The following is a 21,786-nucleotide window of genomic DNA, read 5'->3' as shown; positions in this document are numbered from 1 at the left end:
ATTAATTCTTTACAGTGATTTTATTATCGAGAATATTTATTCATGGGGGAAATGTAATTGAATAATAATTGGTATTTATCAATGAATTTACCTTGCACTGTTTTTGAAACGATGCATCAATTTAATGATGTATCGGCTGATGATATGCAGTACGGTGATATGGATGAGCAACAATTACGTGCACTGGGTCTGGATGACATTTCGACCAGAGTCGACCCTTATCGCTTGATATGTTATGACTACCCAAAGTCTGAATATGACACTCAGTATCATAATCCCTTTTATTCTGAGTCCGTTCAGGGGCGAAAAATCGGTCATAATGAGTGCGCACATATTTTATTTGATGAGATGAAAGAACTTTCCGGGATGTTTTCTTTTTGGGGTAAGTATTCGCATCTTATTGGTGAAATGATTGATCACCTTAGGGATGGAAAGGGTTCACCTTATTCGGATTCTTCTCTGGACGATGCTTATCAAAAATGCATTCTGGAGGCAGGGTTTAAAAGTTCATTAACAGTGATAAAAAAAACCATTAACAATTCATTGACTGGTAATGCTCTCAGTTCGTATATGCCACTGGAATATCAACTCCAGTTTGAGTTAAGAAAATCAATACTACCAAAATTTAATCGTACGCAAGATCGTTTTAATGGTTTAGGAATAACTGTACATGATGTTTGTGCGCAAAGAATAAAGCTTCTTCGTATTCAGAAATATGCCACTGGCTGGAGTGCATGGTTTTACTTTGAAGGGCAGGACCATTTTGGTTTGGATGTCGTGGATATTCGCAATCCTTTATATCGAAATTTTCGTTTTTTTCGGATCTGGTTTTTTCTTCAACGACACAGAGATTTTGCATTTAGACCATTTTTTACCAATTTTAAATCCATTGTTATGGTTAACCAATATATATGAAAAGAAAATGGCGAACAACAGTGTTTCTGGTAAGTGCAGTTATATTCTGTATTGCAGGGTATAATTTATGGACATTACGGCCCGTTAGTATTCTGTATGTCGAGGCTGACTGGCGCTCACCTGTCATTGTTGTAGACCATTTCCCTCTGACTGACAAAGATCGTATAAACTGGTTTTTGAATCATGAAAATGAAATAAAAAAGCATTATGGGATTATAACTGAGCTGACAACGAGTATTGATGTGATTGATGCTGCTGGAGGTTTCTTTAGGCTTGAGGACTATCCTCAGGAGGATCTGTATTGCTTCGATAGTATTAAGTCAGATAAAAGGTGTGTTCAAAAAAATATTGTTCTTGAGATCGAGATTCATGTACCCGGCGTAGTCGATTTCCAAACAGGAAATGGCCTCACATATCGAATATCTGACGATGGTAAAATTGAAACCAAGTCTTATTAACCCCTTCCCTTTTTTATTGGCAATTATCCAGCCCGGATATTCCTCCGGGCTGTCAGCCAACCTAAGCCGCTCGGCGTACATCGCCGGCCATTTTCCCTTCAGAGGCCGTCAGGCGGGAATGCGTTTTCCTAAGCCATCAAAAAAATGCAGGCAGGCTTCATCCATACTGACCGTCATCTCACTGCGCGGCGGATAGCTCAGCTGCCTGAACGATTTCAGGCAAAGATTCTGCTCGTCGAGTTTGCACCACACTAGCGTTGAATCGCCTTGCAGTTCGCAGAGTTTGGTGGTGACGTTCAGTTTAATCTCACCCTCATCACCGGGCCGCAGATGTTCCGGACGCACCGCAATGAAAAGACTGTCCCCGTCGCTTAACCCGGCAGGCCGGGCTTTAAGCGGAATAAAATGATTGCTGCTGAGCAGGACGCCATTTTGCTGCCATTTTGCGGGCAACACGTTAATTTTCGGGGTGCCGATAAACGCGGCGACGAACAAATTCGCGGGCCGGTTATACAGCTCAAGCGGGGTGCCCACCTGTTCAATTTTTCCTTTGTACAGCACCACGATTCGGTCGGCGAGCGTCATGGCTTCCACCTGATCGTGCGTCACGTAAATCATGGTGTTACGTAGCTGATGATGAAGTTCCTGTAACTCCTGGCGCATCTCGACACGCAGCGACGCATCCAGGTTTGAAAGCGGTTCGTCAAACAGGAAAAGCTCAGGCTGCTGGACGATAGAGCGGCCGATCGCCACGCGCTGGCGCTGCCCGCCAGAGAGGTTTTGTGGCAGACGATCCAGCATCTCATCAAGCTTCAGCATAGTGGCGGCCTGCGCAATGCGCTTGTCGATTTCCTCGGCGGCGGTTTTCATGTTCTTCAGGCCAAAGGCCAGGTTTTCGCGCACGGTCATATGCGGATAAAGCGCATAGGACTGAAATACCATCGACAGACTGCGTCTGCCCGCAGCCAGATGGGTCACGTCTTGCCCACCCATTTTGAGGGTGCCGCCATCAGGCGTTTCCAGCCCGGCAATAATCCGCAGTAGCGTTGACTTCCCGCATCCTGACGGGCCGACCAGCACAATAAATTCGCCGGACGCTATCTCTAATGACAGGTTTTCGATGATGGTGGTTTTATCGTATTTTTTATGGATATTACAAAGCGTGAGTGCCGACATGATTTCTTTCCTGAGAATGATAAGACGCAATAAGGGCGAGCAGTTCATCGGTTTTATTTTTGAGCAGGTCAGGGCTGTTTCGGCTCTCGACGTTGAGCCGCAGCAGGGGCTCGGTATTGGAGGCGCGCAGGTTAAAGCGCCACTGAGGAAAATCGATACTCACACCGTCGGTATCGTCCCGGCCGCCGCCCTGGCTGACATAATGTTCAGCCACGCGCTGCAACAGAGCTTCGGGTTGGGCAACATCGAGGTTAATTTCCCCGGACACCGGATAGCGGGCCTGTGCCTCACGGATCAGATGTGAAAAAGGCAGGGGAGCGCCGTCGAGGATTTGCAGCATCACTACCAGCGGGATCATGCCGCTGTCGCAGTAGCCGAAGGCGCGAAAATAGTGATGCCCACTCATCTCGCCGCCATACAGAGCGTCCTCCTGGCGCATGCGCGCTTTGATAAAAGCGTGACCGGTGCGGGAGATAATGGCCCGGCCTCCGGCGTCATGAATGCTGTCGAGGGTATTCCAGGTCAGGCGTGGATCGAGCAGGATGGTCTGCGCAGGCTGATGCCGCAGAAACTCGCGGGCAAACAGCCCGACCAGATAGTAACTTTCAATAAATTCGCCGCACTCATCGAAGAAAAAGCAGCGATCGAAATCCCCATCCCAGGCCACGCCAAAATCGGCCTGATAACGGATAACCGCTTTCTGCGTCTGCTGGCGGTTTTCGGCAAGCATGGGGTTCGGAACGCCAGCCGGGAACGCGCCATCGGGTTGATGACAGAGACGGATAAAATCGACGGGAATACCTCGGGCGGTTAATGCCGCATCGAGAGCATCAAGCGCCGGGCCTGCCGCGCCGTGTCCGGAATTGACCACGATGCGTAACGGGCGTGATGGCGCGTGTTGCAGGTAGCCCATCAGGTGTTCAGTCCAGGCTGGGCGGCAATCCACCTGGCTGACACTGCCGGGGTGTGGGGCGGGCGGAAAATCCCCGATTTCGGCGAGACGTTTAATCTCCAGTAACCCATTTTCGCCATGCACAGGGATGGCCTGTTCGCGCACCAGTTTCATGCCGTTATATTGGGCCGGGTTATGACTGGCGGTGATTTGTATTCCGCCATCGGCCTGCAAATACTGGGTAGCAAAATAGACTTCCTCGGTGCCGCACATCCCGATATCAATGACGTCAACGCCGCTGGCCACTAATCCACGGCTGAGGGCCTCCTTGAACAGCGGTGAGGTCAAACGGGCATCGCCTCCGACCACCACCCGTCGGGGTTTTAGCCACTGGGCGTAGGCGCGGCCAATGCGAAAGACACTCTCCTCGTTGAGCGAAATACCGACTTCACCGCGAATGTCATAGGCTTTAAAACAGGTTAATTCGTTCATAAATTCCCTTTAGCGTTACGCCGACTCACGGATAATGAACTGGTGTTCAAGCTCAACATGGGCCACCGGGCCGTCGCTCAACAACAGTTCCAGCGCGAGCTGGCCTTTTTTCATTGCATCCTGTGAGATGGTTGTCAGGCCAATGCCCTGACTCTCTGCCGTGGTGTTATCGAACCCTGTAATGGCGACCTGCTGCGGGATCAATAGGTTGTTTTGGGTGCAGTAACGAACGGCACCGGCCGCAAATCGGTCGGAAAGGCAAATCAGCGCCGTAATCTGTGGGTATTTCTGTAACAGTGCTTCGGCGGCCAGTGCGCCATGGTCTTCATCATGTTCTGTCTGATACAGCCAACACTGTGTGCTCTGGTCATGGGCCGCCAGGGTTTTATGGCAGGCATTAACCCGGGTGAGCATTACTGCGTTATCACCCGAAATGGGCGCCGTTAAGGGCTGCAAACCCTCAGCGCCTTTGCGGGAGGGAAAGGCAATAATGCCGAAATCCCGATGGCCCTTCGCCAGCAGATATTCGCTGACATCCTGCATTGCGCGGGCATTATCGATAGAGACGCTGCTGTACTGTGGTAAAGCGAAATCGAGCGTCACGATGGGCAACGTTCGTGCCAGTGTTTGCTGAATGATCGCGTCGTGCTGATAGGTGGCATTCAGGATGTAACCATCCACCAGCGCCGTGACGGGAGAAAAGGCCTTTCCCGGTTGATGATTCAGGGGGATCAGGACCAGATTCAGACCCTCTTTTTCACAGGCGCTGGCGATGCCACGCATCAGGTTGATGTCGTGCGTATCAACAAAGACATAGCTCATTGCGTCGTTAAAAATAACCCCGACCGCATTGGCCCGCCCGATACGCAGTGCCCGCGCGAGTTTATCCGGACCCTGAAATCCCTTTTTTTGGGCGTAGTTAAGGATGTGCTCCCGCAATTCGCGGGAGAGTTTCTCTGGATTATTCCAGGCATTAGAGACCGTGGTATGTGAAACCCCTAATAATTTTGCCAATGATTTTATGGTTATTTTATTTTTAGTGTTTATTGTATTTGCCATGATTATATTTGCCGCGTACCCATTCGATTATTATATATTTTAGTTATTTTACTGCGGTTAATATTAGCGGGAAGCACAACAAGTTTTGTGATGAGTTTAACGTTAAACAAAAATAACCGGTGCTACTCTCCTCACCGTTCAATATCTTTGTGTGAAAAATTAAAATAACGGTATTAATTACGAGGGTGTCATGAATATATGCTCATTCATTAAATGGATTATGGCTGTCTTTATTACGACAACCCTTATCGGCTGTGGTCCGGATGAAAAAATAGAAAATACGAATGCTCGACCTACTATAAAAATGTGGGTTGCGCCCAATGAAAATGAAGAAGCCTTCTGGAGCAAAATAGTCAAAGAGTGGAATCAGGACCCCAGTCATACACCCATTGCATTTACCCCAATTCCTGCGGCCAGCAGCTCAGAAGAAGCGATAATGAATGCGCTGGCTTCAGGCACTGAGCCAGATATTTCCAGCAATATATTTATTGGCTTCGCCAGCCAACTCACTGAACAAGGGATGGTGGAAGATTTAGCGACAATGCCAGGGTTCGATACATTGATCGACGGCAGAAAGATGTCATCCATTATGCCCGCCTGGAAAATAAACGGTCACCAAAGCGTCCTGCCACTCTACGTTAACCCGATTGTCTGGTGGTGGCGGAGTGATTTACTCAAGCAGTATGGCTACGACCATGCCCCGCGGACCTATGACGATCTTTATCACCTGGCGAAGCTTCGCAAAGCGGATAAGAATGGTTATGTCATGCAGCTGACCGCCGGAAAAAACTGGTGGGAACGCTGGTTTGATCTCATTCCGCTGTTCTACGCACAGAGTCAGGGCAAGCCTTATCTCAACGGCAATCAGGCCAGCATGAACACCGCTGATGGCCAGAAAGTATTAACGTTTATGGGCCACGTTTTTCAGCAGGGTTGGAGCAGTTACGACTTCACCTCGGCCGATGACCCCTTAGCCAGCGGACTGGTACTGGCCTCTGCACGCGGGCCGTGGGATATCGCCCGTTACCGTAAGCAGTATCCAGACGTGCTGAAATCAATAGAGATTGGCCCAATGTTGACCGAAACGGGGTCTCCCCATCCGTATACCTTCGGCGACAGTAAAGGGCTGGTGATTTTCAGCACCAGCAAACATAAAGCCGAGGCCTGGGCCTTTATGCAATGGGTGTTCAGCAAAGTCGAAAACGACCGGCTCTGGCTGGAAACCACAGGGATGCCACCCGCCCGTTCTGACCTGATGAGTAACCCGTTGTTTGTGTCGTATTTCGACAGCAACCCGATTGAAAAACAGATTGCGGCGTATGTCGACGTGGCATTGCCACCGATGGCGACCACCAAAACCACCGAAATACAGCGCAGCATGACGCAAATGCTGGAAGAAGTGATTTTTAATCAGAAAGAACCTGCCAGCGCGCTGGAGCAGTCGGGCACGGAAATTAATCAAATACTGCAACGGTAAAAAATAATGGGACGTAGCGACGCACGCACCGGAGGCTTTTTGGCCTCTTTGTGGATAGGATATTCCGCAGTCTTCTGGTTTTATCCTTTAATTTGGTTGCTGGTACTGAGTGTCACCCAATGGCAATTTATCGGAACGCCTAAATTCATCGGGCTGGGGAATTTTATTGGCGTTATTCAGGATAAATTGTTCTGGCGTTCGATGCTCAACGTGTTTCGTTTTTTGCTTTATTACATCCCCATCGTATTTATTGCCTCAATGCTGTTTGCTGCCGGGTTGAAGAAAATACGTTATGGCAAAGCGTTTATTGCGTTGAGTTTTTTGTTAGCCAATATCTCGTCTGGTGTCGCTTATTCGATAGTTTTTTCCAAAATGTTCAGCGAATACGGGCCGGTTAACGCCTTCCTGCGCGAGATGTTTGGTATCACCGTGCCGTGGTTTACCAGCCCTGACTGCGCGATGTTGTCCATTGCGCTGATCGTGACCTGGAAATTTGTCGGCTACTACGGGCTTATTCTCTATTCCGGCATGCAGGCAATTCCGAAAGATATCTACAGCGCCGCCGTGCTGGATAAAACCGGGCGCTTTCGCCTGGTGTGGTCGATAACCGTCCCGATGATGAATCCGCAAATCGTGATGGTGATGGTGCTGGCGATAACCGTCGCGTTCAGCATTTTCACCGAGCCGTATCTGATAACCGGCGGCGGGCCATTGAACAGCACCACCAGCCCAATGGTGGTGATGTATGAAGTGGCTTTCCAGCAGATGAAACCGAGCTGGGCGGCGATGATGTCGATCATCGTTGCGGCGTGCAGTTTCCTGACTATCTGGTTGTTCAGACGCCTTTGCGAAAAAAATATCGAGATTGTGTGAATGCAAAAATTAACGCCTCAAAGCCTGATTGTTCATGCCGTGATGCTATTACTGGCGCTGAGCTGGCTGTATCCCTTTATCTGGATGGTGCTCTCCTCACTGAAGCCGACCGCGCAGATCTACACCGAATCACTGTTCTCCGGCCACTGGACGCTGGAAAACTACAGCTTCCTGTTGGATAACAGCCAGCGTGCCAATAAGCCGTTTTTCCGCACGCTGGGCAACTCGCTGTTTGTCTCGCTGACCATCACCCTCACCGTGACGCTGAGTTCGGTGCTGGTGGGCTATGCGGTGGCGAAGACCGATTTCTTCGGCAAAGGCGTGTTTAAAAATCTGCTGATAGCCCAGATGGTGTTCCCGGCATTTATGTTCATCATTCCGCAGTTTGTGCTGATGCGTGAGTTGGGTCTGATCAACAGCTACAGCGCGATGATCCTGCCGTATGCCATGGGTGCATGGGGGATCTTCATGGTCTCGCAAAGTTTTAAAGGCACGCCGAATGACTACATTTATGCCGCGAAACTGGACCGCGCCAGCCTGTGGGGAATCTTGCGCCATGTGATGATGCCGCTGAACAAAGCGATCCTTGCCATCGTGGCGCTGTTCACCTTTTCGAGTTCCTGGGACAACTTTCTCTGGCCGCTTATCGTGATGCGTGACGTCGATAAAATGCCGTTTTCGGTCCTGCTCTCGACCTTCAGTAAATCCTATGGCGTCTATCTCGGCCCGGTACTGGCCGGGTCCGTGCTACAGATGCTACCCGTGGTCATGCTCTTCATCCTGTTCCGTAAATATTTCCTCCAGGGCATGTCGTTGTCACTGAAATAAGGAGCAGTAATTGAAGACTCAGCGCTGGTGGCGAGACCCCGTGTTTTATCAGGTGTATCTGCCGTCGTTTTGTGACGGAAATGGAGACGGTCTGGGGGATTTCGCCGGGCTGCTGACAAAACTTGATTACCTGGTTGAACTGGGCGTTGGCGGGGTGTGGATAACGCCATTCTACCCGTCGCCGCTGGTCGATAATGGCTACGATATCAGCGATTTCTGCGCGGTCGATCCTTGCTTTGGGCAACTGGCCGATTTCACCCGCGTCGTGGAGGCCTGCCACCAACGGGGGATCCGCGTGGTCATCGACCTGGTGCTCAATCACGTTTCGTCGCAGCATCCGTGGTTTCTCGACGCGTGGAATAATCCCGCCAGTCGTTACCGCGATTATTTCATTTTTTCCGCGCAGCCGAACAACTGGCAGTCCTTTTTCTCAGGCAGCGCCTGGGCGGCAGAGCCGGATACCGGCGAATACTACTACCATAAATTTGCGCCTGAGCAGGTCGACCTCAACTGGCGTAATCCGCAGGTTGAAAACGAAATCTATCAGATCGTGGATTTCTGGCGCGCCCAGGGCGTGGACGGTTTCCGCTTTGACGTGATCAACTTTCTGTCCACTGATGGGCCAGGCGTTGATAACCCGGAGACGGAGGGCGAGCAGGAACACCTTCACGATATCAATCAGCCGGGGATCGAGAAAACGCTCCAGCGTCTGTGCCGTTATATTCGCCAACGCGGCGACTATTTTCTGATTGGCGAAATCGGCAGCGAATCGTTGGATGTCCTGCAACGCTACCAGCGCGAAGACCTGATGGACGTCGTATTCAACTTTAATCTGGGTAGCCAGAAAACGTTTGATGCCACGGCAATCTTCACTCAGCTGCAGGCGATGCGCGAACAGCTGAGCGGCCCACCGACGCTGTTTTTCTCCAGCCACGATATGCCGCGCATGATTGGCCGCTTTGGTGAGCATGCACATGATACCGACCGCGCGGCAGCGGTGGCGGCGCTGCAACTCACGGCGGAAGGCGTGCCCTTTATTTATCAGGGTGAAGAAGCCGGGTTATCCAATTATGCCCCTCTTACCGAAGCCGATATTCATGACGTGCAGGGCAAGTCCTGGTTCCGCTCGGCGCTTGCCGAAGGGGCTTCTCACCACGATGCGCTACAACAGGCCATCAGCCATTCGCGGGATGCGTCGCGTGCGCCACTGGCCTGGGAAAGCCTGCCAAATGGCGGTTTCTCAACGGTCGCGCCGTGGATGCCCGTGTGTGGTGATGCCGACACCGTCAATATCAGCGCGCAGCAACAAAACCCCTCGTCGCTTTGGCATCAATACCAGCGTTTGCTGGCGATCCGCGCCTCTTCTCTGGCGCTACGACAGGGGACATACCGACTGCTGGCGCAAGAGAACAACGCCATCCATTTTCTGCGTGAAGGCGCGCAGGAGCAGGTTTGGGTGGCGATTAACTTTGGCGAGCCGGTCAGGAATCCCTGGCACGAGATCCCGGCGGAGACGCTTTACGGGGTCGATGCCGAATGGCTGGGTAAAAATCAGTGTGTAATTAAAAGGAGTTTTCATGGAAAGGCACAGTAAAAATCCGCTCATCACCCCAGCAGATGTCAAACCCTCCCAGCCTGGTCGGCGCGTGGATTGCGTCTTTAACGCCGGGGCCGCTGAGGTTAACGGTGAAATCATACTGCTGGTCCGGGTAGCGGAAAGTATCCTGAGTGATACGGCTGACAACATCGTGGTTCCGCTTCTCAGCTTGCAGGGTGGGGCGTGGGTAACCTCGGAAAAAACGTTCAACAGGGCAGATGAGCGTTACGACTTCAGCGACCCACGCACCATTGGGCTGAAAAGCGACCCGGCCGTTTTATGGCTCACCTCAATGTCACATTTACGTCTGGCCCGCAGCCGCGACGGCGTGAATTTCACCGTAGATGAACAGGCGTTCATTACGCCGGATACCCAGTACGAACAGTTTGGCTGTGAAGATGCGCGCATCACCTGTATCGGCGACGCCTGGTATATCAATTACTCTGCGGTGTCGCCGTTGGGGATTTCCACCGCACTTGCGGTGACACGTGATTTTGTCAGCGTGGAAAAGAAAGGGCTGATTTTCTGCCCGGATAACCGCGATGTGTGCTTCTTCCCGGAGCGTATTAACGGCAAATTTATGGCCCTGACCCGCCCGGCACCGAGCCATTTTGGTCACCCTGAAATCTGGATCTGTGAATCGCCGGATATGCTGCACTGGGGCAACCATCGGCATTTGCTGGGGCGTTCCGGTGACGCATGGGATGTCCGGAAATCCGGTGGCGGCGCGCCGTTGCTGAAAACCGATCGCGGCTGGCTGGAAATCTATCACGGCGTTGATGCCCAGCAGCGCTACTGCCTGGGGGCGCTGCTACTGGATGCCAACGATCCGACGCAGATCCTCGCCAAATCCGCCATTCCGCTGCTGGAACCTGTCGCCCCGTACGAACGGGAAGGCTTTTTCGGCAACGTGGTGTTCACCTGCGGCGCATTAATCCGGGAGCAGACGCTGTATGTCTGGTACGGCGCGGCAGACGAAAGCATCGCGCTGGCAACCCTGCCGATGGCCGCTCTGTGGCAGCATCTGGAACGCGTGTAAATGATCCTGCCCACCACCGATGCGCTTTATCGCGAGTACTGCCTGCGAAGACAATCGGAGGCCAGCGGTAAGGTCACGTTCATCGGCGTACCGGGGTGTGATGTCTACAACCCGACCACGCCGTTTCGCGAAGATGAACAGCATTTTATTGCCGCCCGGGTCGAAGCCCGGGACAGTGAAAACGCACAGGTGCGGTTTTTTCACTGGGATGGTCAGGGCACAGCGAGGCTGGCGGAAGACGCGCCAGCGTTCAATTTGCAGGACCCGTTTCTCTGTCGAATCGACAACGGCTGGGTGTTTGGCGGCGTGGAAATTAGCGCCAATCCTGAACACGACGGATGGCGATGGCGAACGCAGTTCTGGCAGGGCGATTCAATTTTTACGCTTCGCCCCCTCGCCGTTGGACCGTGGGGCATGAAAGATATTCGCCTGCTACAGCTACCTGATAAACGGATCCTGATGTTCACCCGGCCACAGGGCGTGGTCGGCGGGCGCGGCAAAATTGGCTGGCTTATCCTTAACAGCCTGAGCGAGTTGAAACCATCCTGTTTTGAGCAGGGCAGGTTGCTGCTTCAGCTTGATGATGACAGCTGGTGCGGGGTCAACGAAGCGCACGTTCTCGATCAACAATGGGTCGGCGTGCTGGGCCACGTGGCCTGTTTTGATGCATCCGGAAACCGTCATTACTACGCGGCCTCCTTCCGTTTTAACGTGATGAGCGGGCACATCACGCCCCTGCGCATTATCTGTAGCAGAGACGATTTTCAGCCAGGAGAAAGCAAGCGCGATGACTTGCGCGATGTGATTTTCCCCGGCGGGTTAACCCGCGATGGGCAGCGTCATCTTCTGTTCTGCGGCACCAGTGATTGCGAAGTGCACTGGCGCGAAATCGCGGCTCCTTTTTAGGGCGAGGTTGGCGCGCGTTTCCCAAGTCCAGGCGCCTGCCACATTGAGGTGGTCAAACCGCTGTCGACCAGGCCCAGTTGGTCGGCATACACCGCCTGCCATTTTTCTTTCATGCCGTCGTACAACTCGCGATGGGCGCGGTTCGGGGTAAAGACCCGGCTCCAGCTGACCAGCTTTTCGCCCGCGCTCGCCATGTCGGGGTACAATCCCGCACCGGCTCCGGCGGCAATCGCGCAGCCCAGCGCGGTGGCTTCTTTGACCTCCGGCACACGTACTGGCAGCCCGGTGACATCGCTTAAAATCTGGCTCCATAACGCGCCTTTAGAGCCGCCGCCCGCGAAGACCAGGCTGTCAAAAGTGACGCCGGAAAATTGCGAAATCTGCGCCAGGTTGCAGGCCGACACTATCGCCGCATTTTCTTCTAACGCCCTGAACAGCGTGGCTTTATTGCATTTTTCTGGATCGATGGAGAGGTTAATAAACGACGGCGCGGCGTGATACCACTGTTTAAAATGCATCGCATCGGAGAAGATCGGCATTACGCCGTGGGAGCCCGCCGGTACGCGGCTGGCCATCTCTTCCAGCAGGGCGTAGGTGTCGGTCCCGAGCCGTTCAGCAATCAGCTTTTCTTCGGCACAAAACGCGTCACGGAACCAGCGCATCGTCAGCCCGGTGAAAAAGCTAATCGACTCGGCCTGCACCATGCCGGGAATCACGTGCGGATTAACGCGAATGTTCATTTCCGGGTCGGTGCGCACCTCCGGCAGATTGACCACCTGCTGCCAAAACGTACCGCCAAGTATCGCGGTTTGGCCGGGGCGTACCACGCCTAATCCTAAACAGCCCAGTTGAACGTCGCCACCGCCCATGACCACAGGCGTGCCGATGCGCAGGCCGCACTGTTGCGCCGCCTGTTTAGTGACGGCCCCCAGCACGCTGCCAGTTTCTTTCACCGGGGAGAGAATGTCGGCTCGCAGCCCGGCCATGTCCAGCAGCGCCGGACGCCAGTCGCGGCTGAATAAATCGAGCATCCCGGTGGTACCCGCGTTAGACGGATCGACCGCCAGCTCGCCAGAAAGCTTCGCCGCCAGCCAGTCGCTGATCATAGTAATGGTGGCGGCACTGCGATAAATATCCGGGCGATGATGGGCGAGCCATAACAGGCGCGGCATCGCGGAAAGCGCCAGCGTCTGACCGGAGACGTCATACACTTCGGATTCAAAACGGTAATTGTGGATTTCTTTCAGCTCAGAGACTTCGCGGCTGGCGCGCGCGTCGACGTTGGCACAGGCCCAAATGGCGTCGCCGTTGCGGTCATACAGCACGATCCCTTCGCGCATGGAACAGCAGGCGACGGACTGAATATCGGCGGCGCTCAGGTGGGCGTTTTCCAGTGCCTGACGGATGCACTGACAGGCGAGCAGCCAGTTGGTGTTGAGGTCAAACTCCATCGAGCCGGGGACGTTTTCCACGCTCAGGTGTTTCCATTCCGCCTGACCGACGGCAATCTGACGGCCTGCCAGGTCGAAAATCACCGCCCGAATACTGCCGGTGCCTGCGTCCAACGCTAAAAGGTAACTCATGACGTGCGCCTCGCTGTTATCGCGCGGCGCGCGGCGGTTATCCCGCCAGCGACAGCACCGCGCGTGCTGTTGTCTCTTCCGTTACCAGGCCGTTAATCCGCTTACCGATAAGGGCCGCGTAAATGGCCTGCGCTTTTTCTTCACCCCCGGCGACACCGACGATGGTCGGCAACTGCGCCAGTTCATCAAGGGTCACGCCAAGCAATTCACGGTGGATTTCCAGCCCTTCCACCCGTTCGCCATCCGCTTGCAGGAAATAGCCCAGAATGTCGCCGATCGCGCCTTTGCGCGCGTACATCAGCTGTTCGCCCTCGCTGATGTAGCCGGATCGCAGGATCGTCGCATCACGTCGCTGATCGATAGCACCGATCCCAACCACAGCGGCATCGGCTGCACTCGCCGCGAGTATCACATCGCGCACGCTGGACTCACGACGCAGGATCTCCGCCACTTCTGGCGAGGAAACGCGTAACGGTGCCGGGATCATGCTCACGCTGCATGCCGCATCCAGCTGGCCGATGCCGGTCATATACGGCCCGACGCCGCCGGACAGCGTCACCAGACGGATTTGCTGCGAGCCGATAAACCCGCTCAGATGCTGAATGCAGCTCATGGTCGCCTCACCAAACCCCACCGCCAGCAGCTGGCCAGGCTCAAGCACGCCCATCAGCGACTGCGCGGCGCCAATCCCTAGCCGCACGTTCATCGGCGAGGTATTTAACGCGGGCAGAACCCGGGCCATTTTCAGGTTAAAGCGCTTTTGGATCTCGGTTTCCAGCGCCAGACAACCTTCGTAGCGGGAGTTGATCTGCACGCGGATAACCCCGGACTGGCGGCCTTTTTCCAGCAACCGTGAAATCTTGAGTCGCGGCAGCCCAAGCCGCTCACCAATATCGTTCTGGGTCAGGCCGTCGTGGTAATAGCACCAGGCCACACGTGCCACCAGCTCTTCTTCCGCCAGCGCCAGACCTGCGTAACGGCTCTCTTCCGTAATGCGTTTTTCGCTCATAAATTGAACTCTTATAAAAATCTAGATCATATGTTCGCAGTTGCGCGGACTGAAAATGTGAAGCCACTGGCAAAACCGATCATTCTTTACTTACAGCCTGTGCTAAGCGATCGAAAGGGTAAAACTGTGATCCTTGCACGGTTGTAAATATAGTTCACGGTCTACGCTTTTGAACATTATTAATTCTAAAAATCATTTGTTCAACCGAGGCGTGATGATGAAGCCACTGATTGAAGCCCATAACATCCGCAAGCAGTTTTCCGGTGTCGCCGTACTGAAGGGCATTGATTTCACGCTATTTTCTGGCCAGGTGCATGCGCTGATGGGTGGCAACGGGGCCGGGAAATCGACGCTGATGAAGATTGTTGCCGGGGTGGAAACGCCGGACGACGGTGAACTTCGGATAAACGGCAAACCTTTTGCGCGGCTGAAACCGGGCCAGGCGCATCAACTTGGCATTTACCTGGTGCCGCAGGAGCCAATGCTGTTTCCCAACCTAACGGTGCAGGAAAACATCCTTTTTCGCCTGCCGCGCAAACCGGATACCGAAGCCCGGCTGACGGAAAAATTGCAGCAGCTGAACTGCCAGATAAACCTGCAGGCCGCGGCCAGTACTCTGGAGGTGGCGGATCAACAAATGGTGGAGATCTTACGTGGGCTGATGCGCGACGCGCAGATCCTGATCCTCGACGAACCCACTGCGTCATTAACGCCCGGTGAAACGGAACGGCTATTCCGCCAGGTGCGATCTTTGCAGGCGCTCGACGTCGGCATCGTCTTTATCTCCCACAAATTGCCCGAGATCCGCGCGCTGGCCAGCCATGTCTCAGTGATGCGCGACGGCGCAATCGTGCTGAGTGGCGACACCGCGGATCACACCGACGGCGAGTTGATCGCCGCGATGACGCCCGCTTGTCGTGATAATGCCCTGAGCGATACGCAAAAGCTGTGGCTGGCGCTGCCGGGCAATCGGCGTACTCAGCCGCAGGATTTCCCGGTATTGCGCGTCGAGGATCTGACCGGCGAAGGGTTTATCGATCTGAGTCTTGAGATCCGCGCCGGGGAGATCTTAGGTCTTGCGGGCCTGGTGGGATCCGGGCGCACTGAATTTGCCGAAACGCTGTACGGCCTGCGCCCCGTCAGGGCCGGGCGCGTGTGGCTGGAAAATCGTGAAATCAGCAAGGACAGCACCCGTGCGCGGCTGGCGAGCGGCCTGGTATATCTGCCGGAAGACCGGCAGGTATCCGGGCTATTTCTTGATGCGCCGGTGCGCTGGAACACGGTGATGTTCAACCAGCCGTCGCTGTGGCAGGAAGGCAAACGCGAGGCGGCGGTGGTGGAGCGCTATCACCGGGCGCTGGGGATCAAACTCAACCACGCGGATCAGCCGGTGCGTACGCTTTCCGGCGGTAATCAGCAAAAGGTCTTGCTGGCGCGCTGTCTGGAGGCGAATCCGCTGCTGCTGATTGTCGATGAGCCGACGCGCGGCGTGGACGTTTCCGCCCGGGCCGACATCTACCAATTGCTGAAAAGCGTGGCGGCGCAAAACGTCGCGGTGCTGATGATCTCCAGCGATCTGGATGAGTTCCCGGGCCTTGCCGACAGGGTGCTGGTGATGCATCAGGGGCGAATGAGCGGGGAACTGAACAAACAGGCGGTCAGCGTCGATCGGATGATGACCTTAGCGTTCGGAGGGCAGGTATGAAAACGTTGCTGAAGAACCGCGAGCTGAGCGCGTTCCTCGCCATTCTGGCACTGTTCGCGGTGCTGGTTGCGCTCAATCCGTCGTACTTTAGCTTGCAGACCCTGGCGATGATCTTTTCCAGTGCGCAGATCCTTTGCTTGCTGGCAATCGGCGCGGCAATGGTGATGCTCACGCGTAACATTGACGTCTCCGTGGGGTCGACCGTTGGGCTGAGCGCGATTGCGGTCGGCGTGGCGCTCAACAGCGGCTACGGTTTGCCGGTCGCCATTGTGTTCGCACTGGCGATTGGCGCGCTGGCCGGGGCGTTCAACGGCTTGCTGGTGGTCGGGTTGCGTATTCCGGCGATTGTCGCGACGCTCGGCACGCTCGGGTTATATCGCGGCATTATGCTGCTCTGGACCGGCGGGAAGTGGATTGAAGGGCTGCCTGACAGCCTGAAATCCCTTTCTGAACCGGCATTCGTTGGCGTGTCGCCGCTCGGCTGGCTGGTGCTGCTGATACTGCTGGCGGGCGCATGGCTGCTGGCCCGTACGACATTCGGGCGTGATTTCTACGCGGTGGGAGATAACCTCGCCGCTGCACGCCAGCTCGGGGTTGGCGTCAACCGCACCCGGATGCTGGCCTTCACCTTCAACGGGATGCTCGCCGCCTGCGGCGGGATTATTTTTGCCGCGCAGATTGGCTTCGTGCCGAACCAGACCGGCAGCGGGCTGGAGATGAAAGCCATCGCCGCCTGCGTGCTCGGCGGCGTGTCGCTGCTGGGTGGCACCGGCACGCTGCTCGGCGCATTTCTCGGCGCCTTTTTCCTGACCCAAATCGATACCGTGCTGGTGCTGTTCAGGCTCCCGGCCTGGTGGAACGACTTCATCGCCGGACTGGTGCTGTTGGGCGTGCTGGTGCTCGACGGGCGTTTGCGTCAGGCGCTGACCCGTCACCAGCGCGCGCTCAAATACAGCCGTTTCCAGCCGGGCAATAAAGGGGGAAAGAACATCGCCTCCTTTCCGAAACGTAAAAACAAAGAGGTGGCGTAAATGAAGCTCAACTGGGAAAGCGCGCTGCTGATTTTACTGGTGCTGGAGATTGGCCTGTTCGGAGCGCTGAACCCGCGGATGCTCGACGTGAATATGCTGCTGTTCAGCACCAGCGATTTTATCTGCATCGGCATCGTGGCGCTGCCGCTGACGCTGGTGATCATCAGCGGCGGTATTGATATTTCGCTCGGCTCGACCATTGGCCTGTGCGCTATCGCGCTTGGCGTGATGATGCAGGCGGGCTGGCCGATGAGCGTCGCCATTCCGCTGACGTTGCTGCTTGGTGTGCTGTGCGGCCTGGTGAACGCGGCGCTGATTCATTACACCGGCATTAGCCCATTGGTGATTACGCTCGGCACCCTATATCTCTATGGCGGTGCGGCGCTGCTGCTTTCCGGCATGGCGGGTGCGACGGGCTACGAAGGTATCGGTGGCTTCCCGGATAGCTTTACTGCATTCGCCAACCTGACGCTGTTCGGCCTGCCCGTCCCACTGGTGCTATTTATCGTCATCACCTTTTTCTTCTGGCTGCTCGCTCATCGCGGGCGCTTTGGGCGTCATCTCTTTTTACTCGGGCAGAACCCGCGCGCGGCACGCTATGCGGCGCTCTCCGTCAACGGTATGCCGTACGTGTTGTACGGTCTGGTCGGGTTGGCGTCGGCCATTGCGGCGCTGGTGCTGGTTTCTTATTTCGGCTCGGCCCGTTCGGATTTGGGCCGCGATTTACTGATGCCCGCGCTGACCGCGGCGGTGCTCGGTGGGGCCAATATTTATGGCGGCTCTGGCTCGGTTATCGGTACGGCCCTGGCGGCGCTGCTGGTGGGGTATCTGCAACAAGGTTTACAGATGGTCGGTATTCCCAACCAGGTGTCGAGCGCGCTTTCGGGAGCGCTGCTGGTTGTGGTGGTCATGGGACGTTCGCTGAGTCTGCATCGTGAAGGGGTACGCACGGTGTGGCGTCGGCTTAGTTCGCGCAAATCAATCGGAGCATGAGATGAAAGCAAAACGGTGTGTGCAGGTGAGCGCCCTGGCGCTGGCAATGAGCGTGGCTGTCGTACAGGCGGCGGACAGAATTGCGTTTATCCCGAAACTGGTGGGCGTCGGTTTCTTCACCAGCGGCGGCAACGGCGCGAAAGAGGCGGGCAAACAGCTCGGCGTGGATGTCACCTACGATGGCCCAACGGAGCCAAGTGTCTCCGGCCAGGTGCAGCTTATTAACAACTTCGTTAATCAGGGCTACAACGCGATTATCGTTTCCGCCGTCTCGCCGGACGGCTTATGCCCGGCGCTGAAACGTGCGATGCAGCGCGGCGTCAAAGTACTGACCTGGGATTCCGACACCAAGCCGGAATGCCGCAGCATATACATCAACCAGGGCACGCCGGAACAGCTCGGTGGCCTGCTGGTGGATATGGCTGGAAAGCAAGTCACCAAACCGAATGCCAAAGTGGCGTTCTTTTATTCCAGCCCAACCGTCACCGATCAGAACCAGTGGGTGAAAGAGGCGAAGGCCAAAATCGCCAAAGACCATCCGCAATGGCAAGTGGTCACGACTCAGTTTGGCTATAACGATGCCACCAAATCGCTGCAAACAGCCGAAGGCATTCTGAAGGCGTATCCGGATCTCGATGCGATCATCGCCCCGGACGCCAATGCGCTGCCGGCTGCGGCCCAGGCGGCGGAAAACCTCAAACGTCAGGGCGTGGCGATTGTCGGCTTCAGCACCCCGAACGTGATGCGTCCGTACGTCGAGCGCGGCACGGTGAAAGCCTTTGGCCTGTGGGATGTGGTCGAGCAGGGCAATATTGCGGTTAACGTCGCCAATCACCTGCTGAAAAAAGGCGATTTGAACGTGGGCGACAGCGTGGCGGTGAAAGGCATTGGCGACCTGAAAGTCGAGCCGAACAGCGTGCAAGGTTACCAGTATGAGGCCAAGGGCAACGGTATCGTGCTGCTGCCAGAGCGCGTGGTGTTCACCAAAGAGAACATTGGCAAATACGATTTCTGAGGGAGGGGAAAATGGCTGATTTAGACGATATCAAAGACGGGAAAGATTTCGGGCTCGACCGCCCGCAGAAGAATACGGTTTATGCCCTGAAAGGCTGCGGTTCGCTGGATTGGGGGATGCAGTCGCGTCTGGCGCGGATATTTAATCCGCACAGTAACCGCACGGTGATGCTGGCGTTTGACCACGGCTATTTTCAGGGGCCGACCACCGGACTGGAGCGGATAGATTTGTCGATTGCGCCGCTGTTTGCTGAAACCGATGTGCTGATGTGCACCCGGGGCATTTTGCGTAGTCAGGTGCCCGCGGCGACCAATAAACCGGTGGTACTGCGGGCGTCCGGCGGTAACTCTATCTTAAGCGAACTGTCGAACGAGTGCGTGGCGGTAGCGATGGAAGATGCGCTACGGCTCAACGTCGCGGCGGTGGCGGCGCAGGTGTATATCGGCAGCGAATATGAGCATCAGTCGATCAGCAACATCATCAAGCTGGTGGACGCGGGCAACCGTTACGGCATGCCAGTACTGGCCGTCACCGGCGTCGGCAAAGAGATGACCCGCGATGCGCGTTACTTCTCGCTTGCCAGCCGAATCGCGGCAGAAATGGGTGCGACTTTCGTCAAAACGTACTTCGTGGAAGAGGGCTTTGAAAAAGTCACCGCCAGTTGCCCGGTGCCGATTGTGATTGCAGGCGGCAAAAAGCTGCCCGAAGATGACGCGCTGGATATGTGCTGGCGGGCAATCGACCAGGGGGCATCCGGCGTGGATATGGGGCGCAATATCTTCCAGTCCAGCGCGCCGCTGGCGATGCTCAAAGCGGTGAAAAAAGTGGTGCATGAGAACATGAACGCCCGTGAGGCGTATCAGTTCTGGCAGGAAGAAAAACAGGGAGAACAGCCATGAATGTGACGCTGGTGGAGATCAACATCAAACCGGAAAGGGTGGATGAGTTTCTCGATGTGTTTCGCGCCAACCACGAAGGGGCGCTGACCGAGCCGGGAAATCTGCGCTTTGATGTGTTGCAGGACCCGGACGTCGCCACGCGGTTTTATATCTACGAAGCGTATAAGGATGACGCGGCGGTGCTGGCACACAAGAAGACCCCGCACTATCTGGCGTGTGTGGAAAAGCTTGACGAGATGATGTCGGAGCCACGCAAAAAACGCAGCTTTGTCGGGTTGCTGCCGGAGGTGTGACGCCCGGCGGCACTACGTTTGTACGGGCCTACGGGGTTTTGTAGGCCCGTACAAACGTAGTACCGCCGGGCAATGATTTACGCAACTATCTTCAGGCCTGCTCCACGGAAACCCGCAGCGCGGCCAGCGCAATACCGGTGGCTTTAATCACCTGTTCACACTGTTCGATAGTCAGCGTCAACGGCGGCTCAATGCGAATGGTCTTGGCATTGTTGAGCGTACCGGCCACCAGGATCCGCTGGCGGAACATTTCACTCGCAAAGTTATAGCCGATTTCGTTATCGACAAACTCAATCGCAATCAGCATCCCTTTCCCACGCGCTTCCTGCACCAGGTCCGGGTATTCACGCGCCAGTAGACGGAAGCCGTCCAGCAACATGTCGCCTTTCTGTTCCGCTTGCGCGGGCAGGTTTTGCTCCAGCAGCACGTTGATGGTTGCCAGCGCAGCCGCACAGGCCAGCGGGTTACCGCCAAAGGTGGTGGTGTGCAGGAACGGGTTGTCGAACAGCACCGAGAACACTTCCTCAGTGGCGATTGTCGCCCCGATCGGCATCACACCCCCGCCCAACGCTTTAGCCAGACACAGAATGTCGGGCTGCACGTTTTCGTGCTCGCAGGCGAACATTTTGCCCGTACGCCCCATGCCGGTCTGCACTTCGTCGAGGATCAGCAGCGCGCCGAACTCATCGCACAGCTTACGCACGGCGGGCAGATAACCCTGCGGTGGCAGAATCACACCCCCTTCGCCTTGAATCGGCTCAAGGATCACCGCCGCTACATCGTCACCGGTTTTCTTGCATTCGCTCAACACGGAACGCATGGCGCTGATATCGCCAAATGGCACGTGACGGAAGCCCGGCAGCAGCGGCATAAACGGTTTACGGAATGTCGATTTCGCCGTCGCCGACAGTGCGCCCAACGATTTGCCGTGGAAGGCGCCGCTGGTGGCAATAAAAGTAAATTTGCCCCGCGGTGACTGGTACGCCTTGGCAAGCTTAATCGCCGCCTCGACGGACTCGGTGCCGCTGTTGCTGAAGAAGCTGTACTTCAGTTTGCCCGGCGTCAGCGCGGCAAGCGTTTTCGCCAGCATCGCCCGAAGCGGATCGAGCAGCTCCTGGCTGTGAAGCGGTTGTTTTGCGAGTTGATTCTGTACGGCGGAAACCACTGTTGGATTACGGTGCCCCACGTTGAAAATACCAAAGCCACCCAGACAATCGAGAAACTCCTGTCCCTGGGTGTCGACAAGCGTATTCAGACTGCCCGCTTGCCACTCTACGGCTCCGTAATCCCCGCCTGCAGTTACAGATTTGCGATACTCCAAAAAACCTGGATTCACATGCTCTTTAAAGTACTCCCGGACCTCCTGGTTGAGGGCTCTCATCTCCTCATGATCAAGCGTGCGCTTCTCAATGAGATTCAGTGCGTGCGCGCTGCAGGCCAAAGCCGAGGCGCTGGAAGGTAACCTGTTCAAAATATGCTCCTGGACGTCGCGTATCACATGATACTGATTTAAGTATTGCAGGGATTACGCCAGCCAGGAGCGGAA

The 21,786-nt window shown here is 55.3% G+C and carries 20 protein-coding genes; 14 read left to right on the top strand and 6 right to left on the bottom strand.

The genetic code is table 11. The features are described 5' to 3' along the window. Positions 1-57 precede the first annotated feature (57 nt). The gene (locus MUU51_RS08930) at positions 58-915 is read left to right on the top strand and encodes a YPO3983 family protein (RefSeq protein ID WP_374684790.1); all 858 of its coding nucleotides are present in this window, start codon (positions 58-60) and stop codon (positions 913-915) included. Next, a complete protein-coding gene (locus MUU51_RS08925) occupies positions 912-1,373 on the top strand; it encodes a DUF943 family protein (RefSeq protein WP_258967624.1) in 462 nt (153 codons plus the stop codon). Before MUU51_RS08930 ends, MUU51_RS08925 begins: the two co-directional genes overlap by 4 nt. Positions 1,374-1,481: 108 nt before the next feature. Here MUU51_RS08925 and MUU51_RS08920 read toward each other — a convergent pair whose 3' ends face one another. Genes MUU51_RS08920 through MUU51_RS08910 form a run of 3 tightly spaced genes read right to left on the bottom strand, consistent with a single transcriptional unit; the run spans position 1,482 to position 4,947 of the window. Next, positions 1,482-2,549 carry an ABC transporter ATP-binding protein gene (locus MUU51_RS08920; RefSeq protein ID WP_258967623.1) on the bottom strand — a complete coding sequence of 356 codons (1,068 nt, stop codon included), beginning with the start codon at positions 2,547-2,549 and terminating at the stop codon, positions 1,482-1,484. Continuing rightward, positions 2,527-3,933, bottom strand: coding sequence for a phosphohexomutase domain-containing protein (locus MUU51_RS08915; RefSeq protein WP_258967622.1), 1,407 nt, complete (start codon positions 3,931-3,933; stop codon positions 2,527-2,529). Before MUU51_RS08915 ends, MUU51_RS08920 begins: the two co-directional genes overlap by 23 nt. A gap of 15 nt (positions 3,934-3,948) precedes the next feature. Continuing rightward, the gene (locus tag MUU51_RS08910) at positions 3,949-4,947 is read right to left on the bottom strand and encodes a LacI family DNA-binding transcriptional regulator (protein ID WP_235033645.1); all 999 of its coding nucleotides are present in this window, start codon (positions 4,945-4,947) and stop codon (positions 3,949-3,951) included. Between the two features lie 235 nt (positions 4,948-5,182). Here MUU51_RS08910 and MUU51_RS08905 point away from each other — a divergent pair, with 235 nt between their 5' ends. Genes MUU51_RS08905 through MUU51_RS08880 form a run of 6 tightly spaced genes read left to right on the top strand, consistent with a single transcriptional unit; the run spans position 5,183 to position 11,712 of the window. Further along, entirely contained in the window at positions 5,183-6,469 is a 1,287-nt protein-coding gene (locus tag MUU51_RS08905; protein ID WP_309582919.1) for an ABC transporter substrate-binding protein, read from the top strand. A 6-nt stretch (positions 6,470-6,475) separates the two neighbouring features. Then, positions 6,476-7,342 (top strand): carbohydrate ABC transporter permease, encoded by an 867-nt coding sequence (locus MUU51_RS08900; protein ID WP_159771973.1) that lies wholly within the window; start codon positions 6,476-6,478, stop codon positions 7,340-7,342. Continuing rightward, on the top strand, positions 7,343-8,170 hold the full coding sequence (locus tag MUU51_RS08895; protein WP_258967620.1) for a carbohydrate ABC transporter permease: 828 nt from the start codon (positions 7,343-7,345) through the stop codon (positions 8,168-8,170). Between the two features lie 10 nt (positions 8,171-8,180). Further along, complete coding sequence (locus MUU51_RS08890; RefSeq protein WP_258967619.1) at positions 8,181-9,764, top strand: alpha-amylase family glycosyl hydrolase; 1,584 nt, start codon at positions 8,181-8,183, stop codon at positions 9,762-9,764. Beyond that, positions 9,748-10,806: a glycoside hydrolase family 130 protein gene (locus MUU51_RS08885; protein WP_258967618.1), complete on the top strand. Its 1,059-nt coding sequence runs from the start codon at positions 9,748-9,750 to the stop codon at positions 10,804-10,806. Before MUU51_RS08890 ends, MUU51_RS08885 begins: the two co-directional genes overlap by 17 nt. Then, entirely contained in the window at positions 10,807-11,712 is a 906-nt protein-coding gene (locus MUU51_RS08880) for a DUF1861 family protein (RefSeq protein ID WP_258967617.1), read from the top strand. On the opposite strand, the gene lsrK is transcribed toward MUU51_RS08880, so the two are convergent. Both lsrK and lsrR read right to left on the bottom strand, forming a co-directional pair. Further along, a complete protein-coding gene (gene lsrK, locus MUU51_RS08875; RefSeq protein WP_258967616.1) occupies positions 11,709-13,295 on the bottom strand; it encodes an autoinducer-2 kinase in 1,587 nt (528 codons plus the stop codon). The genes MUU51_RS08880 and lsrK overlap by 4 nt on opposite strands. A gap of 37 nt (positions 13,296-13,332) precedes the next feature. Further along, entirely contained in the window at positions 13,333-14,304 is a 972-nt protein-coding gene (lsrR, locus tag MUU51_RS08870; protein ID WP_258967615.1) for a transcriptional regulator LsrR, read from the bottom strand. 217 nt (positions 14,305-14,521) lie between these two features. On the opposite strand from lsrR, the gene lsrA reads away from it, so the two are divergent. Genes lsrA through lsrG form a run of 6 tightly spaced genes read left to right on the top strand, consistent with a single transcriptional unit; the run spans position 14,522 to position 20,240 of the window. Then, positions 14,522-16,009 carry an autoinducer 2 ABC transporter ATP-binding protein LsrA gene (gene lsrA, locus MUU51_RS08865; protein ID WP_159772424.1) on the top strand — a complete coding sequence of 496 codons (1,488 nt, stop codon included), beginning with the start codon at positions 14,522-14,524 and terminating at the stop codon, positions 16,007-16,009. After that, positions 16,006-17,040, top strand: a complete 1,035-nt coding sequence (gene lsrC / locus MUU51_RS08860; RefSeq protein WP_159771955.1) for an autoinducer 2 ABC transporter permease LsrC — start codon at positions 16,006-16,008, stop codon at positions 17,038-17,040. Before lsrA ends, lsrC begins: the two co-directional genes overlap by 4 nt. Next, positions 17,041-18,033, top strand: a complete 993-nt coding sequence (gene lsrD, locus MUU51_RS08855) for an autoinducer 2 ABC transporter permease LsrD (RefSeq protein WP_159771953.1) — start codon at positions 17,041-17,043, stop codon at positions 18,031-18,033. 1 nt (position 18,034) lies between these two features. Further along, on the top strand, positions 18,035-19,048 hold the full coding sequence (gene lsrB, locus MUU51_RS08850) for an autoinducer 2 ABC transporter substrate-binding protein LsrB (protein ID WP_159760056.1): 1,014 nt from the start codon (positions 18,035-18,037) through the stop codon (positions 19,046-19,048). Between the two features lie 11 nt (positions 19,049-19,059). After that, positions 19,060-19,947, top strand: coding sequence for a 3-hydroxy-5-phosphonooxypentane-2,4-dione thiolase (lsrF, locus tag MUU51_RS08845; RefSeq protein WP_159771950.1), 888 nt, complete (start codon positions 19,060-19,062; stop codon positions 19,945-19,947). Next, positions 19,944-20,240: a (4S)-4-hydroxy-5-phosphonooxypentane-2,3-dione isomerase gene (gene lsrG, locus MUU51_RS08840; RefSeq protein ID WP_159771947.1), complete on the top strand. Its 297-nt coding sequence runs from the start codon at positions 19,944-19,946 to the stop codon at positions 20,238-20,240. The genes lsrF and lsrG overlap by 4 nt, the downstream gene beginning before the upstream one ends. Positions 20,241-20,331: 91 nt before the next feature. Here the strand turns inward: lsrG and ygjG are convergent, their stop codons facing one another. Beyond that, a complete protein-coding gene (gene ygjG / locus MUU51_RS08835; RefSeq protein WP_200849684.1) occupies positions 20,332-21,711 on the bottom strand; it encodes a putrescine aminotransferase in 1,380 nt (459 codons plus the stop codon). Between the last annotated feature and the right edge of the window lie 75 nt (positions 21,712-21,786).

Origin of the sequence: Scandinavium manionii (genome assembly GCF_024764775.1) — a bacterium.
Lineage (GTDB): Bacteria > Pseudomonadota > Gammaproteobacteria > Enterobacterales > Enterobacteriaceae > Scandinavium > Scandinavium manionii.
Note: the sequence above shows the minus strand (reverse complement) of the source record. Positions and strands in the feature narration are given on the sequence as shown.

Bases quoted from the DNA above. Each gene is read 5' to 3' on its own strand.
- MUU51_RS08925 (WP_258967624.1), top strand. From the start codon at position 912: ATGAAAAGAAAATGGCGAACAACAGTGTTTCTGGTAAGTGCAGTTATA.
- lsrG (WP_159771947.1), top strand. From the start codon at position 19,944: ATGAATGTGACGCTGGTGGAGATCAACATCAAACCGGAAAGGGTGGAT.
- lsrA (WP_159772424.1), top strand. From the start codon at position 14,522: ATGAAGCCACTGATTGAAGCCCATAACATCCGCAAGCAGTTTTCCGGT.
- lsrB (WP_159760056.1), top strand. From the start codon at position 18,035: ATGAAAGCAAAACGGTGTGTGCAGGTGAGCGCCCTGGCGCTGGCAATG.
- MUU51_RS08920 (WP_258967623.1), bottom strand. From the start codon at position 2,549: ATGTCGGCACTCACGCTTTGTAATATCCATAAAAAATACGATAAAACC.
- MUU51_RS08880 (WP_258967617.1), top strand. From the start codon at position 10,807: ATGATCCTGCCCACCACCGATGCGCTTTATCGCGAGTACTGCCTGCGA.
- MUU51_RS08905 (WP_309582919.1), top strand. From the start codon at position 5,183: ATGAATATATGCTCATTCATTAAATGGATTATGGCTGTCTTTATTACG.
- MUU51_RS08915 (WP_258967622.1), bottom strand. From the start codon at position 3,933: ATGAACGAATTAACCTGTTTTAAAGCCTATGACATTCGCGGTGAAGTC.
- lsrF (WP_159771950.1), top strand. From the start codon at position 19,060: ATGGCTGATTTAGACGATATCAAAGACGGGAAAGATTTCGGGCTCGAC.
- MUU51_RS08900 (WP_159771973.1), top strand. From the start codon at position 6,476: ATGGGACGTAGCGACGCACGCACCGGAGGCTTTTTGGCCTCTTTGTGG.
- MUU51_RS08885 (WP_258967618.1), top strand. From the start codon at position 9,748: ATGGAAAGGCACAGTAAAAATCCGCTCATCACCCCAGCAGATGTCAAA.
- lsrR (WP_258967615.1), bottom strand. From the start codon at position 14,304: ATGAGCGAAAAACGCATTACGGAAGAGAGCCGTTACGCAGGTCTGGCG.
- lsrC (WP_159771955.1), top strand. From the start codon at position 16,006: ATGAAAACGTTGCTGAAGAACCGCGAGCTGAGCGCGTTCCTCGCCATT.
- lsrD (WP_159771953.1), top strand. From the start codon at position 17,041: ATGAAGCTCAACTGGGAAAGCGCGCTGCTGATTTTACTGGTGCTGGAG.
- lsrK (WP_258967616.1), bottom strand. From the start codon at position 13,295: ATGAGTTACCTTTTAGCGTTGGACGCAGGCACCGGCAGTATTCGGGCG.
- MUU51_RS08895 (WP_258967620.1), top strand. From the start codon at position 7,343: ATGCAAAAATTAACGCCTCAAAGCCTGATTGTTCATGCCGTGATGCTA.